This window comes from Pseudomonas sp. NPDC086251 (assembly GCF_044746405.1).
Lineage (GTDB): Bacteria > Pseudomonadota > Gammaproteobacteria > Pseudomonadales > Pseudomonadaceae > Aquipseudomonas.
In genome coordinates, this window is sequence record NZ_JBIVBY010000017.1 from 1,683 (window position 1) to 18,809 (window position 17,127).

Genomic DNA, 17,127 nt, shown 5'->3' on the forward strand with positions numbered 1-17,127 from the left:
TGTCGCCGCCGACCAAGATGGACGCTCACCAACTGACCGAAGAAGGCTACTACGGCATCTACGGCAAGGCTGGCGCGCGCATGGAAATGCCAGGCTGCTCGCTGTGCATGGGTAACCAGGCACGTGTAGAGCCGAACTCGACTGTGGTGTCGACGTCGACCCGTAACTTCCCGAACCGTCTGGGTGACGGCGCGAACGTTTACCTGGCTTCGGCTGAGTTGGCGTCCGTTGCGTCCATCCTGGGTCGCCTGCCGACCGTCGAGGAGTACATGGAATACGCTGGCAAGATCGACAGCATGGCGGCTGATGTTTACCGCTACCTGTCCTTCGACCAGATTGCCGAGTTCCGTGAAGCGGCTGCGAACGCCAACATCCCGGTCGTTCAAGCCTAACGCTGCAACGCAATAAAAAACGCCGCCCATCGTGAGATGAGCGGCGTTTTTTTATGCCCTTATGAAGAGCAAATGTGGGAGCGGGCTTGCTCGCTCCCACAAGGGTTATGCGGATGGGTTGAGGGCTTGTTGCACCGCGCCATCGACGCTCAAACCGCTGAGTATTACCTGATCCAGTTCCCGCGTCGGCAACTTCGACAGCACCGCTTTAGCCTCGTGTTTGAGCCGTGCGTTTATGCAGCGCAAGCTTAATCGCTAATCGCCCGCCATGTCGGCTCTGGATCAGGTGCCCGGGGTTTTCAACGCAATAAAAAACGCCGCCATCCTGAGATGAGCGGCGTTTTTCATGCCTGAATGAAGATCAAATGTGGGAGCGGGCTTGCTCGCGAATGCAGTGTGTCATTCAACATTTAAATTGCCTGATACACCGCTTTCGCGAGCAAGCCCGCTCCCACAGGATCCCAGCGTGCCAGAGAGGACAATGTGGCCCGCACCGGGGCTCCGAATCAGGCGGTCAGGGAGTTGATCAACGCCGTAATCGCCACCAGGCCTACCGCTGTCACGAAGACGTTGGACGCCTGACCGCGATAACGCGCCATCGCCGGGACCTTGCGGATCGCGTACATCGGCATCAGGAACAGAATCGCCGCGATGATCGGGCCACCGAGGGTTTCGATCATCCCCAGAATGCTCGGGTTCAGCGTGGCGACGATCCAGCACACCACCAGCATGAAGGCAGCGGTCATACGATCCAGAGTCTTCGGCGCCGGGCGCTTGCCGCTTTTCACGATCAGACCCTTAAGGCCTTCACTGGCACCGATGTAGTGACCGAGGAACGACTTGGAGATCGCCACGAACGCAATCAACGGCGCTGCGAACGCGATGGTCGGGTTGCTGAAATGGTTGGCCAGGTACGACAGGATCGACAGGTTCTGCGCCTTGGCTTCCGCCAGTTGCGCCGGTGACAGGGTCAATACGCAACTGAAGACGAAGAACAGCACCATCACCACCATCAAGGCGTGGGCGCGGGACAGGATCTGCGAGCTGCGCTCTTCGGCGTGGTCGCCATAGCGACGTTTCTGGTCCACCGCGAACGCCGAGATGATCGGCGAATGGTTGAACGAGAACACCATCACCGGTATCGCCAGCCACAGCGTGTGCAGCAGCGCCGACGGCTCCGGCAGCGTCGAAGCCGTGGCCAGGATGCCGCCGTTCCAGTGCGGAATCAGGAACACTGCGAGAAACAGCAGCGCCACGATGAACGGATACACCATCAGGCTCATCGCCTTGACGATCACTTGCTCGCCGCAACGCACCACGGCCAGCAAGCCGAGGATCAGCACCAACGACAGCACGGCGCGCGGTGGCGGCATGATGTGCAGTTGATGTTCGAGGAAACTGCCCACGGTGTTGGTCAGGGCCACGCTGTAAATCAACAGGATCGGGAAGATCGCGAAGAAGTACAGCAAGGTGATCAACGCACCGGCCTTGATCCCGAAGTGTTCTTCCACCACTTCGGTGATGTCCGCGCCCTCACGGCCCGACAACACGAAACGGGTCAGGCCGCGGTGTGCGTAAAAAGTCATGGGGAACGCCAACACCGCCAGCACCAGCAACGGCCAGAAGCCGCCCAGACCCGCATTGATCGGCAAAAACAGGGTACCGGCCCCGATGGCCGTGCCAAACAGGCCCAGCATCCAGGTGGTGTCATGGCGATTCCAGCTCGCGAGGCTCGCTGGTGTCGCCGCTACATAGCGTTCGTCGACGCTATTGGCCTGATCATTCATCCGGTGGGATCTCCACATTCCGGTCACTTGCCACTCGGTCAGGACGAGTCGGAAAAATCCGACAGGCAGCGCCCTGGCCGAAACAGGGGCGCGATTGTCCGGGATTAATCAACAGAAGCAAAGACTTAGCTGAGGAGCGGTGCTGCGGATCAGATAATAGTGAGCAACGAAGGCCCCATGGGAGCGGGCTTGCTCGCGAAGGCGTCAGCACATCCAACATCAAATTGGCTGATAGACCGCTTTCGCGAGCAAGCCCGCTCCCACAAGGATATTCGGTGTTGTCGGAACCGTGCTTGGACCCGCAGTTCATCAACAAAAGGCAATCCCCGCTTGATAAAGGTTTCCCGTCATGTATTTTGAAGTGTCCTGCATCCCTTCTGGAGCCATCCCATGCCACTGGTTCGTGTCGACATCAAAAAGCATCAGGACCCTACTTTCGCCAAACGCGTCGGGCAGCAGATTTACGCAGCCATGCACAGCACCATTGGCGTGCCGGAGAACGATAATTTTCAGATTCTTGCCGAGCACGACGAACAGCATTTCATCTTTGATCCCGGCTACCTGGGCATCAATCGCAGCGACAATCTGGTGGTGATCCAGATCACCCTGAGCGAAGGCCGGAGCATCGAGCAGAAAAAGCTGCTCTACAAAACCATCGCCGAAAGCCTCAACGCAGAGCTGGCCGTGCGCCTGGAGGACGTTTTCATTAATCTGGTGGAAGTGAAAAAAGAAAACTGGTCCTTCGGCCATGGCATTGCCCAGTACGCCCTTTGATTCCTGACTTCTACTGATCTGTGAGCCCCTAATGCCTCGAGTTTCCCGCAAGCAAGCCGACCTCAACCGCGAGATCATCGTTGAAGCCGCCACGCGGCTGTTTCGTGAGCGCGGCCTGCATGGGATCAGTGTCGTCGATGTAATGGGGGCCGCCGGCCTGACCCATGGCGGATTCTATGGCCACTTCGAGTCCAAGGAAGCCTTGGCGCAAGAGGCCAGTGGCCGTGCATTCGCGCAGGCCAACGGACGCTGGAAGGAACGCATTGCTGAACATCAAGATAAAAACGCCGCCCGCCGGGCCTTGATCGAACCGTACCTGTCAGCCGCCAGCCGCGACACGCCGGGCGAAAGTTGCCCGGTGGTGGCCTTCGCCGGGGACATGTGCCACGAAGCGGCCGAGAGCGGTTTGCGCGACACCTTCATGGCGGGCCTGGAGACCTTGCTCGAGACCTTCGGCACGCTGTTGGACAGCGGCAATGACGCTCGCGACCGGAAAGAGGCGCTGGTGCAATATTCCTTGATGGTTGGCGCACTGACGCTGGCCCGAGCCACTCAGGGCCAGCCGTTATCCGATGAAATTCTTGAGGCCGCAATGAGTTTTCTGACTCGAACTTGAATCCGTTTCTTGCGTGTCACAATCGATCCATCACACCTTTTCTATCATTCCATGAAGTCCCTCGCGTCAATGAGTAGTTTGTAACCTCATCATCCGCATTACAAACTCGATGTATATATATTGCATAAGCAATCACTGTAGCGCCCGGCTTTTCCGGCAAATGCGCTGTTTTAGCCAACAGGTGCAGCACCGACAAATAATATCGATCACATTGCCATCTGGATATGTAGGAAAAGTCTGACAGCGGAAGCGTGAAAAACATGTGCGACAGAATATTACCCCATATAAAAAACGCACTTAATTGTTACAAGCAATCAACTCACTATTGATCACCCTCAACTCCAAGCCTATAGTTTTTTACGTCTTTACTCTCAAAGATTGATAGCGAGCTAGCGACCAACGACGTTGACAAGGGGTTATCCGCATGCAAAAAAACACTATGACTTCTACAGGTCTACTTCTAGCGGCACTGCTGTTTCCTCTCGGTAGCTTTGCGCAGCAAGCTCCCGTCACTGCCGACGTTCGAGATCTGGCATCCTCTCCTCGATGGCTGACAACCAAGGTCTATATAGAGGGGGCACCACAAACAGATGTAAAAGCGAATTATCCTGGCGTGGTTGGAATATCGACGTGGGATACCGAACGTAATCGCTATGAGTTTTTTTACGCAGATACGGGTGAATCAAAGTACAACAATGGCGGCGGAGGTTACTTCTTTGTCACTGGCGATCACAAAACCCATATTTTGGTACCCGATATAGGGCCGACTAAAACCGTGATCAGGAAACTGGAAACATTAAATCGAAGCGAGTTCACTTATTCTCGCGAAGTGCCCCGCGACATGGTAGCTAACAACCCGCTTGTGCGCACCTATGTCGTTCATTCCCCTTACACTGGAACAGTGGACACAACGTCTGCCATCAAGCCCAATTAATACGTCGCACACATGAAATCCGTCGTGCACTAACGACGTCCTGCCAGCTTCACCTTATTAGTGCTATTTCTGTAGCCAAGTTAATTTTTTTAAAAATACACGGAGTTTCAATATGAAAAATACACTCAAAACATTATTGATATCTACCTTACTGACAACTTCGGCCTTCTGTGGAGTTGTCAGTGCGCAATCCACCACCTCGTCCCCGGCGAAAAATGCCATTGCCACGCCTGATAATGCGGTCATGCTTACCGTATTTTTAAAACATGATCAGTCAAGACCGCTCGGCGAACTAAAGGCGCAGCTAGCCAAGCAAGGATTCTATAAAACATTTCCACCGGCTGGAGTCGAGGTCGTTAGCTGGAACATTATGATGGGCATCGGACAGGTCGTGACACTGCGCCTTCCGGCGTCCCGCCTGGCAGAAGTAAACCTTGCACTCGAAAATACGGCGTGGGGGACTTACAGAACCGAGTTCTATCCGACCTACGACTTCAAAGCGATAGCGCTGGCAGAACAAAACAAGGCACAACAAGCACAAACGGCCCAGTGACACTTACAGCTGCACACTGTATTTGCAGTGTGCTGCACAGTCGTGACACCGCCTCCGGCGGCCTTGAATCGATAATTTGCTTCTTCCGAGAAGCAGTCCAGACTGAAAAGTACCGCTCTGCGATTGACGACCATTGCCAAACAACTCTGGTATCAGCACCCTGAAATTACTTTTGCGCCCGACACGCCGACGACAGACAACAGGAGCCTAGCAATGCCCGCAACCGTTCTGGTACTGGTTGAAACCATTAATGATTACCTGCCGATTCTCGAACATCAGGGCTTTCACCTGATTCTTGCCCCGACGCCTGCCGAGCGCGCCGCCGCCATTTCGCGGCACGGTGGACAGATCGATGCCGTCCTGACCCGTGGCCCGTTGGGCCTGTATGCCGATGAAATCGCCGCCCTGCCCAAGCTCAGGATCATCTGCGTGATCGGCGCCGGTTATGAGCACGTCGACCTGCAAGCGGCCGCCGACCGCGGCATCACCGTGACCAATGGCGCCGGGGTCAACGCCTCATCAGTCGCCGACCACGCGATGGCGCTGCTGCTGTCGCTGGTGCGCGACATTCCTCGTTGTGATGCCGCTGTGCGCCGGGGCGAATGGCCGAAAATCATGCGCCCTTCCCTCGCCGGCAAACGCCTGGGCATCCTCGGCCTCGGTGCCGTCGGCATGGCCATTGCCAAACGTGCCGCCAACGGTTTCGACATGACGGTGAGTTACCACAATCGCCAGCATCGCAGCGACGTGCCCTACAGCTTCTGCTCGACGCCCGCCGAACTGGCTCGCGCATCGGATTTCCTGATCGTCGCCACACCTGGCGGCCTGGGCACCAAACATCTGATCAACCGACACGTGCTCGACGCGCTGGGTCCCAAGGGCTTCATTGTCAACATCGCCCGGGCCAGCGTGATCGTGACCACTGATTTGATCAGCGCCCTGGAGCAACGCAGGATCGCCGGCGCGGCGCTGGATGTCTTCGATGCCGAACCCCACGTGCCGGAGGCACTCAAGGGATTGGCCAACGTGATCCTCACCCCGCATGTCGCCGGGCTGTCCCCGGAAGCCACTCAAGGCACCGTGGAGCTGGTGGGTCGCAACCTGATGGCGTTCTTTTCTGGCGAACCGGTGCTCACGCCTATTGATCTGCCTGCCAGCGAAATCAAGGCAGTGCTATAAGGGGCCATTCAAACGGTTGTATCAAAAGCAATGATTGGCCGGCAACACGCTCACCTATAAGGGCCGTTCGTGGTTGTGGGTGGCCCCTGCGCGCATTAGATTAGCCAATAGTCTCAGGCCTCCAGAATAAGCAGAAGGGATAAGCATGGCGCTTACTGACCAGTCCACCCGTATCCGCACCGGCGAAGAACTCGATGCCAGCCTGATCGATCCGTACCTCAAGGCCCATATTCCGGGCCTGAGTGGCTTGCCGCAAATCAGCCAGTTTCCCGGCGGTGCGTCGAACCTCACCTACTTGCTGGAATACCCCGAACAGGAGTTCGTCCTGCGTCGGCCGCCGTTTGGCCACAAGGCCAAGTCCGCCCACGACATGGGCCGCGAATTTCGCATCCTCAATCAACTCCGGGACGGCTTTCCGTACTGCCCGAAAGCCTACGTGCATTGCACCGATGAATCGGTGATCGGTGCCGAGTTCTATGTGATGGAGCGAGTCAACGGGATCATCCTGCGCTCCGAACTGCCACCGGAACTGGGTCTGGACTCGGAAAAGACCGAAGCCCTGTGCAAGAGCTTCATCGACAAATTCGTCGAGCTGCACCGGGTCGACTACAAGGCCTACGGCCTGGCCGACCTCGGCAAACCTGAAGGTTACGTGGCGCGGCAGATCAAAGGCTGGAGCGATCGCTACGAGAAAGCCCTGACCCCCGACGCGCCGCAGTGGGCCGCGGTGAAAGCCTGGCTCAATGACAAGATGCCGGCCGATCATCCGACGTCGAGCATCGTGCACAACGACTATCGCTTCGACAACGTCATCCTCGACCCGAACAACCCGATGCAGATCATCGGCGTGCTCGACTGGGAACTGACCACCCTCGGCGACCCGCTGATGGACCTGGGTAACACCCTCGCCTACTGGATCGAAGCCGATGACCCGGCGCCGGTGCAACTGATGCGTCGCCAGCCGAGCCACGCTCCGGGCATGTTGACCCGCCGCGAATTCGTCGATTACTACGCCGAACGTTCGGGCATCCAGATCGACAATTTCGACTTCTACTACACCTACGGCCTGTTCCGCCTGGCCGGTATCGTGCAGCAGATCTACTACCGCTTCTTCCATGGCCAGACCCAGGACAAACGCTTCGCGCAGTTCATTCACATGAACAAACTGCTGGAGCAGATGAGCTTGCAGGTCATTTCAAAATCCAGCCTCTGATCACGGCTCTCTATTGCAACCAGGTCCAAAAACAAGACTTTTTATAAGGGAACCCCATGTCCAAGACTCAGTTGTTCGACCTCGACGGCAAGATCGCTTTCGTCTCCGGTGCCAGCCGTGGCATCGGTGAGGCCATCGCCAAACTGCTGGCCCAGCAAGGTGCCCATGTGATCGTTTCGAGCCGCAAACTCGACGGCTGCCAACACGTGGCCGACGCGATCATCGCGGCCGGCGGCAAAGCCACCGCCGTCGCTTGCCACATCGGAGAAATGGAACAGATCAGCCAGGTTTTCGCTGGCATCCGCGAACAGTTCGGGCGCCTGGACATCCTGGTTAACAACGCCGCGACCAACCCGCAGTTCTGCAACGTACTGGACACCGACCTCAGCGCCTTCCAGAAAACCGTCGACGTGAACATCCGTGGCTACTTCTTCATGTCGGTGGAAGCCGGCAAGCTGATGCGCGAAAACGGCGGCGGCAGCATCATCAACGTGGCGTCGATCAACGGCATCTCACCGGGGATCTTCCAGGGCATCTATTCGGTGACCAAGGCTGCGGTGATCAACATGACCAAAGTGTTCGCCAAGGAATGCGCGCAGTTCGGCATCCGCTGCAACGCCCTGCTGCCGGGTTTGACGGACACCAAGTTTGCGTCGGCACTGGTGAAGAACGAGGCGATCTTGAACACCGCGTTGCAGCAGATTCCACTCAAGCGCGTGGCGGACCCGAGCGAAATGGCCGGCGCGGTGCTGTACCTGGCCAGCGACGCTTCGAGCTACACCACGGGTGTTTCCCTGAACGTGGATGGCGGCTTTCTGTCCTGACCCAATCCTTGCTCGCGATGGGTGTGAACGATAACGCGTGTTTGCTGGTTAAACGCGTCGTTCTCGGGTTCATCGCGAGCGAGCTCGCTCCTACAGGGTCTTCGCTCGCCTGGAGAATATTTATTCTATTAATTGCATTTAGTGAATATTTATTCCATAAAGAGTCCTCTTGAAAACAAAAATTCAAAAGGACCCCGGCTATGCGCGAACTCGGTATCGGACTCATTGGCACAGGTTTCATGGGCCGCGCCCATGCCTTGGCGTTTCGAAATGTCAGCGCGGTTTTCGAACTGCCCCTCAAGCTCAGGCTCGCCGCCCTGGCCGATGCCGACCCGCAACGCGCCCGTCACTGTGCCGACGCCTGGGGTTTTGAAACCGCCCACAGCGACTGGCAAAAACTGATCGATGACCCCAAGGTCAATCTGATCGCCATCACCACGCCCAACCATCTGCACTACCCCATGGCCATGGCGGCCCTGGCTGCCGGTAAACCGGTGTATTGCGAAAAACCCCTGGCAGTCAGTCTGGAGCAGGCCAACGCCATGCGACTTGCCGCCAAAGCAGCAGGTGTGGTGACGCGGGTGGGCTACAACTACCAGCACAACCCGATCATCGGGCTGGCGCGCGAGTTGATCGAGAACGGCGAGTTGGGGCAGATCGTCAGTTTTCAGGGTGAGTTCAGCGAAGACTTCATGGCCGACCCCGCGTCACCCTGGTCCTGGCGCTGCGACGCTGAACATGCCGGCGGTGCACTGGCGGACCTGGGCAGTCACCTGCTGGCGATGGCCCGTTATCTGGTGGGTGATGTCGAATCGGTCTGCGCCGACACCCAGACTGTACACGGGCAACGTCCTGCCACGGCGGGTAGCCAGGAGCAACGGACCATCGCGGTGGACGATCAGGCCCATGCCCTGCTGCGGTTTGCCAATGGCGCGCGCGGGACGGTCAGCAGCAGCTGGCTCAAGCACGGCTACAAGAACCATCTGAGTTTTGAAATCAGCGGCACGCGGGGGACGTTGGCGTTCGATCAGGAACGTTTGAATGAACTGCGCCTGCATCGCGCCGGACAGGATGGCTTTCAGCGCCTGCTGGCCGGACCGAACCTACCGGGTTACGCGGCGTTCAGCCCGGCGGCCGGGCATCAACTGGGCTACAACGAGCTCAAGACCCTGGAAGTGCATGATCTGGTGATGGCACTGGCCGGGCTTGGTCAGGGCGGGACGGATTTCGAACAGGCGTGGGAAGTCGAACGCCTGGCAACGGCGATTCGCCTGGCGGCGCGGGAATCGCGGTGGGTCAGGATCGAGGACGTCTGAACGAGCGATCGCCGCCAGCAGCACAACGCCGCTGGCGGCTTGCACACTGATCCGCGCTTACTGAGTGACGCAGCGTGTCAGCGTGGTGTTTCGGGTCACCTGCCCTTCAGCTCGCATGTCGCCTTGCACATCTGTGTTTTCGGTGGTCTGGCAGGTCCGCACAGGGGGCGGCGGTGGAGCAAGGGGTGGTGGCGGCGGAGGACTGGCACAACCACCGAGAATGGCCGCGCAGAGTGCAAGCGGCAGTGGTGCGAACATGCGTTTCCCAAGACTTTTCATAGGTTGACCCGCGATGAGTGATGTACACAGTTTTGTGACAACAAAACAGCGCGGGAAAGTCCACGGGTCGACAGCAGAAAAGACAGGTTTATGAAGTTTGCGGGTGATGATGCAAGGAATTGCTCTCAAGTTCATACCGCAACTCTTCAACCAGAGCGGCCACGGCCTCGGGTGATCTGAGGTTCGACACATTCAGCCCGCTGACCACCAGATCCACTTGCCCGGATACCGGGTGATAAAGCTTCACCGTCACCGAGTTGTCACCCGACACGCTGCACTCACAAGCCCGGGGAGAAAACTGCTGCTCCAATTGCGCGCGCAATTGCGTCAGATAAATCATTACGATTCACCTCCAGGTTGTTGGGTAGCCCCGTCGATCGAAACCGTTTTGAATGGGCGAAGCATGTGGCTGTTCCTCAAGCTGTTTCTAAGGGGACGCGTACGGTTCAAAGACCTGTATCGCACCCTTACAGATTAAGAATTGCCCTACCTGTCCAGAACATCAAAATGCACCTCTCGAACTAGTGCATTTGCACCTTACCGCTAGCCCTTTGGCCGCCACTCGCTGGAGAACAAGCCACGCTCGCGCGCCCAGACAATGGCCTCACTGCGGCTGTGCACATCGAGTTTGGAATACACCGTAGAGACGTGATTGCGCACGGTGTTGGGCGCCAGTTTCAGGCGGGCGGCGATTTCCTTGTCCGCCAGGCCTTCACAGATCAGGCCGAGCACATCGCGTTCACGGGCAGTCAGGTCAGTGAAGGACACACTGGGCAACTTCGGCGAGCTGACGTGCTTCACGTTGGCCAGTTTTTCGATCAGCGTACGGCTGAACCATGAGGCATCTTTCATCACCTCTTCGATGGCTGACACCAACTCCAGTTCCGTGCGCTTGCGCTCGGTGACGTCCATCAACACCAGCAAGTAGCAGGGATTGTTCTGGATGTTCACGGTGTCGGCGGAAACGGCGCAATCGATCTCTTCGGCGTCTTTTTTACGCATGCGAACGTCGACCCGATCCAGGCTTCCGGTTTTTTCCAGCGCGGCGAGCAGCTTGGTTCGAGCGCCTTTGTCGTGGATGAAGTCAATCTCCACGAGGGTCCTGCCGATCACTTCTTCGCTGGGATACGCAAAGGTGTCGAGAAACGCCTCGTTCACATCCATCACCACCTGATCACTGGCGTTGCACACCAGGATCGGCACCGGGGTCAAGCGAAAGGCTTTGGCGAAACGCTCCTCACTCTGACGCAGGGCGACTTCGGCCTTGTGCCGAGGCTCCATGTCGACGAAGGAAAACAGCATGCAGGCCTCGTCATTGAGTTCGAGCGGTTGGCCGGCGACGATCACTTGTTTGGTGCCGCCGTCGGCCACCTGCAACTCGGCCTGCATCTGCGGAATGGTCGCCCCTTCACGCAATCGCTGCTTGGCCAGGTCTTTGTTCTCGGCGCCTTCGAGCACGTCCAGTTCATAGGTCGAACAACCGATCACCTGATCTCGGGAGTGACCGGTCATTTCCAGGAATCCGGGATTGACCTTGATGTAGCGTAAATCACTGAGGCGACAGATCACCGCCGGGGCCGGGTTGGCGTTGAAGGTCTTCTCGAAGCGCTGTTCGGCGCTGGCCCACTCGGTGACATCGTCCATGATCAGCACCAGCGACTCCGGCTCGCCGCTGCTGTCGGCCAACACCATGCTGCGCACGTTGTGAACCCAGGTGCGTTCCTCATCATCGGCCGGCGTCACTTCCACCAGCACATCGCTGAACGTCTCGCCGCGGGCCACGCGGTTGATCGGGTAGTTGTCGGCGGGCACCGGATGATTGTTGCGATAGCGCAAGGCAAAGCGCTTGGCGTATTCCTTGGCATTGGCCCCCAGGTCGCCGATTCGACTGACACCGTGCATGGCCAGCGCGGCGTCATTGGCCCAGAGAAGGGTCTGGTCGAGTTCCAGCAGAATCACGCCGTCGGACAGGCCGGCGATGATTTGTTGCAACTGGCGGCGATTGGTTTCGGTGGTCAGGACGTCCTGGCTCATTGCATCTCCACGGGTGCGGCCGGCGCCTTCACGCGCCGGCCTGTGAAGATGTCGACCGCAGTGGGGTGGGATAGTGCAGATGCAGTGGTGGTGAAGGCATGATGGGGCAGTCAATACCGTCACCTGCAGGAGCGAGCTTGCTCGCGAAGAACGTTGACGATGACGCGTTTCAACAGGGTAAACGCGGTGCATTCAAGACCATCGCGAGCAGGCTCGCTCCTACAGGGGCTGCGTACACCGGTAATCTCACGGGTATGCGCGGTCAATGCAGGAGCCTGCGCTCTTTTGATCTTCAAGCCGCCAATTCGCCCTTGGCAATCGCCGCCGACGCCGCCAGCATCGCCCGCAACAACACCGCGCACCCGGCCGCCAGATCATCCGGCGCGGCGTTTTCGATTTCGTTGTGGCTGATGCCGCCTTCGCACGGGACGAAGATCATTCCGGCCGGGCCAAGCTCGGCGAGGAAGATTGCGTCGTGCCCTGCTCCGCTGACGATGTCCATGTGTGACAGTCCCAGGCCTTGAGCCGCACCGCGTACCGCCTCGACGCAACCCTTGTCGAAGTACAGCGGTGGGAAGTCGGCGGTGGGTGTCAGTTCGAAGGTCAGGCCGTGCTCCTCGCAGGTGGTTTCGATCACTTCGCGCACTTCGGCGATCATTGAATCCAGGCGCGCCGGTTCCAGATGCCGGAAGTCCAGGGTCATGCGCACTTCGCCGGGGATGACGTTGCGCGAACCCGGATAGGCTTGCAGGCAGCCGACGGTGCCGCAGGCGTGGGGTTGATGGCCGAGGGCCGCGCGGTTGACGGCACCGACGATCACTGACGCGCCAACTAACGCGTCCTTGCGCAAGTGCATCGGGGTCGGGCCGGCGTGGGCTTCGACACCGCGCAGTTTCAGGTCGAACCATTTCTGGCCGAGGGCGCCCATCACCACGCCAATGGTTTTGCGCTCGTCTTCGAGGATCGGCCCCTGTTCGATGTGGGCTTCGAAATAGGCGCCAACGGCATGCCCGCTGACCTTGCGCGGGCCGGCATAACCGATGGCATTCAGAGCTTCGCCAACGGTGATGCCTTCGGCGTCGACCTTGGCCAGGGTTTCTTCGAGGGTGAATTTTTCCGCGAACACGCCAGAGCCCATCATGCACGGAGCGAAGCGCGAGCCTTCTTCGTTGGTCCAGACCACCACTTCCAATGGCGCTTCGGTTTCGACGCCGAGATCATTGAGGGTGCGCAGCACTTCGACGCCGGCAAGCACGCCGAAACAGCCGTCGAATTTGCCTCCGGTGGGCTGGGTGTCGATGTGGCTGCCGGTCATCACCGGGGGCAGGTTCGGGTTGCGGCCGGGACGACGGGCGAAGATGTTGCCGACGGCGTCGATGCTGACGGTGCAGCCCGCCTCTTCGCACCAATGGACGAAGATGTCCCGGGCCTGGCGATCGAGGTCGGTCAGGGCCAGGCGACAAACGCCGCCCTTGACCGTGGCGCCGAGCCTGGCCAGGTCCATGAGCGACTGCCACAGGCGGTCGCGGTTGATGTGCTGATGCGTGGACTGCAGAACGTCTACGGCAGCGTTCATGATGATCTCCTCAGGCAGTTCTTATGGATTTCTTCAGGCATTTTTTGGGTGTCTTGGCGGCCGTCTTCGCGAGCAAGCTCGGCTCCTACAGAGGAATGCATACCTCTGTAGGCGCTGAGCTTGCTCGCGAAGAGGCCATCCCTCACACCGCAGATTTCGCGACAGACGGGTCAGGCCGCATCGAGCACAACCCGTAATAAATCACCCCGCCCAGCGCCGAGCCGGTGAACCAGCCATAGCTGTAGAACCAGCTGAACGCATCGCTACCCAGCGACAGCAACGTCAACACCACCGGCACGCCAAACGCGATAAACCCGAACCAGTTCCACGCCGGGTACACGTCGTCGCGGTAGAGTCCGGCCAGGTCCAGTTGCTGTTTCTTGATCAGGAAATAGTCCACCACCATGATCCCGGCGATCGGCCCCAACAGGCTGGAATAGCCCAGCAGCCAGTTGGAATAGACCGTTTCCAGGCTGACGTCGGAGACAATCAACCCAAGCTTTTTCAGCAGTTCATGGCCCATCAGCAGCAACCCGACAAAGCCGGTGAGCATCACCGCTTTAGTCCGGTTGATCACCTTCGGTGCGATGTTCTGGAAGTCATTGGTCGGCGACACGATGTTCGCTGCAGTGTTGGTCGACAGCGTCGCGATGATGATCAGCGCCATGGCCAACGCCACCCAGACCGGGCTCTGGATATGGCCGATCAAGGTGACGGGATCGGAGACCGTGACGCCCACCAGTTTCACCGACGCGGCGGTCATCACCACGCCCAGCGAGGCAAACAGGAACATGGTCAGCGGCAGGCCAATGATCTGCCCGACGATCTGGTCCTTCTGGCTTTTCGCGTAGCGGCTGAAGTCGGGGATGTTCAGCGACAACGTGGCCCAGAAACCGACCATAGCGGTCAGCCCGGCAGCGAAGTAACTGACGACGCTGGCGCCTTCCGGACGCTTGGCCGGGATCGCCAGCAACTCGGTCATCGACACATTCGGCATCGCCCACACCAGCAAGCCCACACCCACCAGCACCAACAGCGGCGCCGACAGGGTTTCCAGCCACTTGATCGACTCCGCACCGCGAATCACCACCCACAGGTTCAACGCCCAGAAGATCATGAAACCGATGACTTCACCGGTACCGCCCAAGGATTTCCAGCCTTCGAACACCGAGCCGAGGAACAGGTGAATCGCCAGCCCGCCAAACATGGTCTGGATGCCAAACCACCCGCACGCCACCAAGGCGCGGATCAGGCACGGAATGTTGGAACCGAGGATGCCGAAGGACGAACGCAGCAACACCGGAAACGGAATGCCGTACTTGGTGCCGGGGAAGGCGTTCAACGTCAGCGGGATCAACACGATGATGTTGGCGAACAGAATCGCCACCAGCGCTTCGCCGACGGTCAGGCCGAAATACGCGGTGAGCACGCCGCCAAGGGTGTACGTCGGCACGCAGATCGACATGCCGACCCACAACGCCGTGATGTGCCATTTGTTCCAGGTCCGTTCGCGCACCTTGGTCGGCGCCATGTCGTGGTTATAACGGGGACTGTCGAGGACGTCGCTGCCGGCTTCGAGCTCAAACAAGCCGTCGCGCTCGGTCACTTGCGATCTGATCTGTTGCATGGCCGCTCCACTGTTCTTTGAATTATTTTTTGCTCATCAGGGGCTCACGACATCAATAAGCGTGCCGGGCACCCCGTTTGCGCATCGGGCAGTTCCATAAAAACTTTATAACCAACTGATGTTTATCAGTTTTATGTGTATCGCCACTAAGTCCTCGGTGCTTGCCTGTTCACTCAGGCCGAATGCCGGGCAAGTTGTGCATACCGTCAGGACTCAATCTGGTGCAGGCGACTTTTTTTCAAAGTTGCGCATCAACCATAGACCATTCTCAAACAGCTGATTTCACATAGGAAATCTCGTCTATTTCTGGAACCTGTCAAGTGCGTCAAAATGGTGATTAGGCTCACCATTTTGGTGATTCGTAGTTTTAATCGTTAATTATCAATTAGTTAAAACAGATATAAGCTTATAAAAAATATTCTTGCTCAATCCACAATCTACAGCTAGCGTCTATTCTTGACAGCACTGACAGGAATACACCTGTTTGCACTGGCTTCATATAAAACAGTTAGAACCGACACAAGTCGGTCATTGCCTGCGAGGAACTCGGAATGTCTCTGTTGATCCGTGGCGCCACCGTTATTACCCACGATGAAAGTTATCGCGCCGACGTCTATTGTGCCGACGGTGTGATCAAAGCCATCGGTGAAAACCTTGATATTCCGGCGGGTGCCGAAGTGCTCGACGGCAGCGGCCAATACCTGATGCCCGGCGGCATCGATCCGCACACGCACATGCAACTGCCCTTCATGGGCACCGTGGCCAGCGAAGATTTTTTCAGTGGCACGGCGGCGGGACTGGCCGGTGGCACGACGTCGATCATCGACTTCGTGATTCCCAATCCGCAGCAATCGCTGATGGAAGCGTTTCACCAGTGGCGTGGCTGGGCCGAGAAGTCGGCGTCGGATTACGGTTTCCACGTCGCCATCACCTGGTGGAGCGAACAGGTTCGTGAGGAAATGGCTGAGCTTGTGAGCCATCACGGGGTCAACAGTTTCAAGCATTTCATGGCGTACAAGAACGCGATCATGGCCGCCGATGACACGCTCGTGGCGAGTTTCGAACGTTGCCTGGAGCTTGGCGCCGTGCCCACTGTGCACGCGGAAAACGGTGAGTTGGTGTATCACCTGCAACGCAAGTTGATGGCCCAGGGCATGACCGGCCCGGAAGCGCATCCGCTGTCGCGGCCCTCGCAGGTTGAGGGCGAAGCCGCGAGCCGGGCGATCCGTATCGCCGAAACCCTGGGCACGCCACTGTACCTGGTGCATGTCTCGACCAAGGAAGCCCTCGACGAAATCACTTACGCCCGCAGCAAGGGCCAACAAGTCTACGGCGAGGTGCTGGCCGGGCACCTGCTGCTGGACGACAGCGTCTATCAACACCCGGACTGGCAGACCGCCGCCGGTTACGTGATGAGCCCGCCCTTCCGTCCGCGCGGTCATCAGGAAGCGCTTTGGCACGGGCTGCAATCGGGCAACCTGCACACCACCGCCACCGACCACTGCTGTTTCTGCGCCGAGCAAAAAGCCGCCGGCAAGGACGATTTCAGCAAGATCCCCAATGGCACCGCCGGGATCGAAGACCGCATGGCGGTGTTGTGGGATGAAGGGGTGAACAGCGGGCGTTTGTCGATGCAGCACTTTGTGGCGCTGACCTCCACCAACACCGCGAAGATCTTCAACCTCTACCCGCGCAAAGGCGCGATCCGCGTCGGTGCCGATGCCGATCTGGTGCTGTGGGACCCGGAGGGCACGCGGACGATTTCGGCGAAGACACATCACCAGCAAGTCGACTTCAACATCTTTGAAGGCAAGACCGTGCGTGGCGTGCCCAGTCATACCGTCAGTCAGGGTCGTGTGGTCTGGGCCGATGGCGACCTGCGCGCCGAGCGGGGTGCCGGGCGGTATGTCGAACGGCCGGCGTACCCGGCGGTGTTTGATTTGCTGAGCAAGCGGGCGGAGTTGAATAAGCCTGTGGCAGTGAAACGCTGAAATCGAGGCCTTCGGCCTTCGCGAGCAAGCCC

15 protein-coding genes are annotated in these 17,127 nt (G+C 58.4%); 10 read left to right on the forward strand and 5 right to left on the reverse strand.

Going from position 1 to position 17,127, the window contains the following annotated elements:
• The coding region (locus ACIPL2_RS20015; protein ID WP_401358821.1) for an aconitase family protein at nucleotides 1-392 on the forward strand (392 nt) is incomplete at its 5' end.
• Between the two features lie 506 nt (nucleotides 393-898).
• On the opposite strand, the gene ACIPL2_RS20020 is transcribed toward ACIPL2_RS20015, so the two are convergent.
• Nucleotides 899-2,179 (reverse strand): serine/threonine transporter, encoded by a 1,281-nt coding sequence (locus tag ACIPL2_RS20020; RefSeq protein ID WP_401358823.1) that lies wholly within the window; start codon nucleotides 2,177-2,179, stop codon nucleotides 899-901.
• 390 nt (nucleotides 2,180-2,569) lie between these two features.
• Between ACIPL2_RS20020 and ACIPL2_RS20025 the strand changes: the two genes are divergently transcribed.
• From ACIPL2_RS20025 to ACIPL2_RS20060, 8 genes are all read left to right on the forward strand, one after another.
• Entirely contained in the window at nucleotides 2,570-2,953 is a 384-nt protein-coding gene (locus tag ACIPL2_RS20025; protein WP_401358824.1) for a tautomerase family protein, read from the forward strand.
• A 31-nt stretch (nucleotides 2,954-2,984) separates the two neighbouring features.
• A complete protein-coding gene (locus ACIPL2_RS20030; RefSeq protein WP_401358825.1) occupies nucleotides 2,985-3,569 on the forward strand; it encodes a TetR/AcrR family transcriptional regulator in 585 nt (194 codons plus the stop codon).
• A gap of 424 nt (nucleotides 3,570-3,993) precedes the next feature.
• The gene (locus ACIPL2_RS20035; protein ID WP_401358827.1) at nucleotides 3,994-4,503 is read left to right on the forward strand and encodes a DUF4822 domain-containing protein; all 510 of its coding nucleotides are present in this window, start codon (nucleotides 3,994-3,996) and stop codon (nucleotides 4,501-4,503) included.
• A gap of 112 nt (nucleotides 4,504-4,615) precedes the next feature.
• Entirely contained in the window at nucleotides 4,616-5,056 is a 441-nt protein-coding gene (locus ACIPL2_RS20040) for a hypothetical protein (RefSeq protein ID WP_401358828.1), read from the forward strand.
• 213 nt (nucleotides 5,057-5,269) lie between these two features.
• On the forward strand, nucleotides 5,270-6,235 hold the full coding sequence (locus ACIPL2_RS20045) for a 2-hydroxyacid dehydrogenase (protein WP_401358829.1): 966 nt from the start codon (nucleotides 5,270-5,272) through the stop codon (nucleotides 6,233-6,235).
• A 145-nt stretch (nucleotides 6,236-6,380) separates the two neighbouring features.
• Nucleotides 6,381-7,448: a phosphotransferase family protein gene (locus ACIPL2_RS20050; protein ID WP_401358830.1), complete on the forward strand. Its 1,068-nt coding sequence runs from the start codon at nucleotides 6,381-6,383 to the stop codon at nucleotides 7,446-7,448.
• A 56-nt stretch (nucleotides 7,449-7,504) separates the two neighbouring features.
• Nucleotides 7,505-8,272 carry an SDR family oxidoreductase gene (locus ACIPL2_RS20055; RefSeq protein ID WP_008149805.1) on the forward strand — a complete coding sequence of 256 codons (768 nt, stop codon included), beginning with the start codon at nucleotides 7,505-7,507 and terminating at the stop codon, nucleotides 8,270-8,272.
• Between the two features lie 200 nt (nucleotides 8,273-8,472).
• Nucleotides 8,473-9,588, forward strand: coding sequence for a Gfo/Idh/MocA family protein (locus ACIPL2_RS20060; RefSeq protein ID WP_401358832.1), 1,116 nt, complete (start codon nucleotides 8,473-8,475; stop codon nucleotides 9,586-9,588).
• Between the two features lie 367 nt (nucleotides 9,589-9,955).
• Here the strand turns inward: ACIPL2_RS20060 and ACIPL2_RS20065 are convergent, their stop codons facing one another.
• The 4 genes from ACIPL2_RS20065 to ACIPL2_RS20080 all read right to left on the reverse strand — a co-directional run bounded on the left by ACIPL2_RS20065 (nucleotide 9,956) and on the right by ACIPL2_RS20080 (nucleotide 15,104).
• On the reverse strand, nucleotides 9,956-10,207 hold the full coding sequence (locus tag ACIPL2_RS20065) for a DUF1652 domain-containing protein (RefSeq protein ID WP_401358833.1): 252 nt from the start codon (nucleotides 10,205-10,207) through the stop codon (nucleotides 9,956-9,958).
• Nucleotides 10,208-10,410: 203 nt separating this feature from the next.
• Nucleotides 10,411-11,901, reverse strand: coding sequence for a PAS domain S-box protein (locus tag ACIPL2_RS20070; protein ID WP_401358835.1), 1,491 nt, complete (start codon nucleotides 11,899-11,901; stop codon nucleotides 10,411-10,413).
• Between the two features lie 292 nt (nucleotides 11,902-12,193).
• Nucleotides 12,194-13,477: a Zn-dependent hydrolase gene (locus ACIPL2_RS20075; protein WP_401358836.1), complete on the reverse strand. Its 1,284-nt coding sequence runs from the start codon at nucleotides 13,475-13,477 to the stop codon at nucleotides 12,194-12,196.
• Between the two features lie 142 nt (nucleotides 13,478-13,619).
• Entirely contained in the window at nucleotides 13,620-15,104 is a 1,485-nt protein-coding gene (locus ACIPL2_RS20080) for an NCS1 family nucleobase:cation symporter-1 (RefSeq protein WP_401358838.1), read from the reverse strand.
• A 551-nt stretch (nucleotides 15,105-15,655) separates the two neighbouring features.
• Here ACIPL2_RS20080 and hydA point away from each other — a divergent pair.
• Nucleotides 15,656-17,095 carry a dihydropyrimidinase gene (gene hydA / locus ACIPL2_RS20085; protein WP_401358839.1) on the forward strand — a complete coding sequence of 480 codons (1,440 nt, stop codon included), beginning with the start codon at nucleotides 15,656-15,658 and terminating at the stop codon, nucleotides 17,093-17,095.
• The last annotated feature ends 32 nt before the right edge of the window (nucleotides 17,096-17,127 follow it).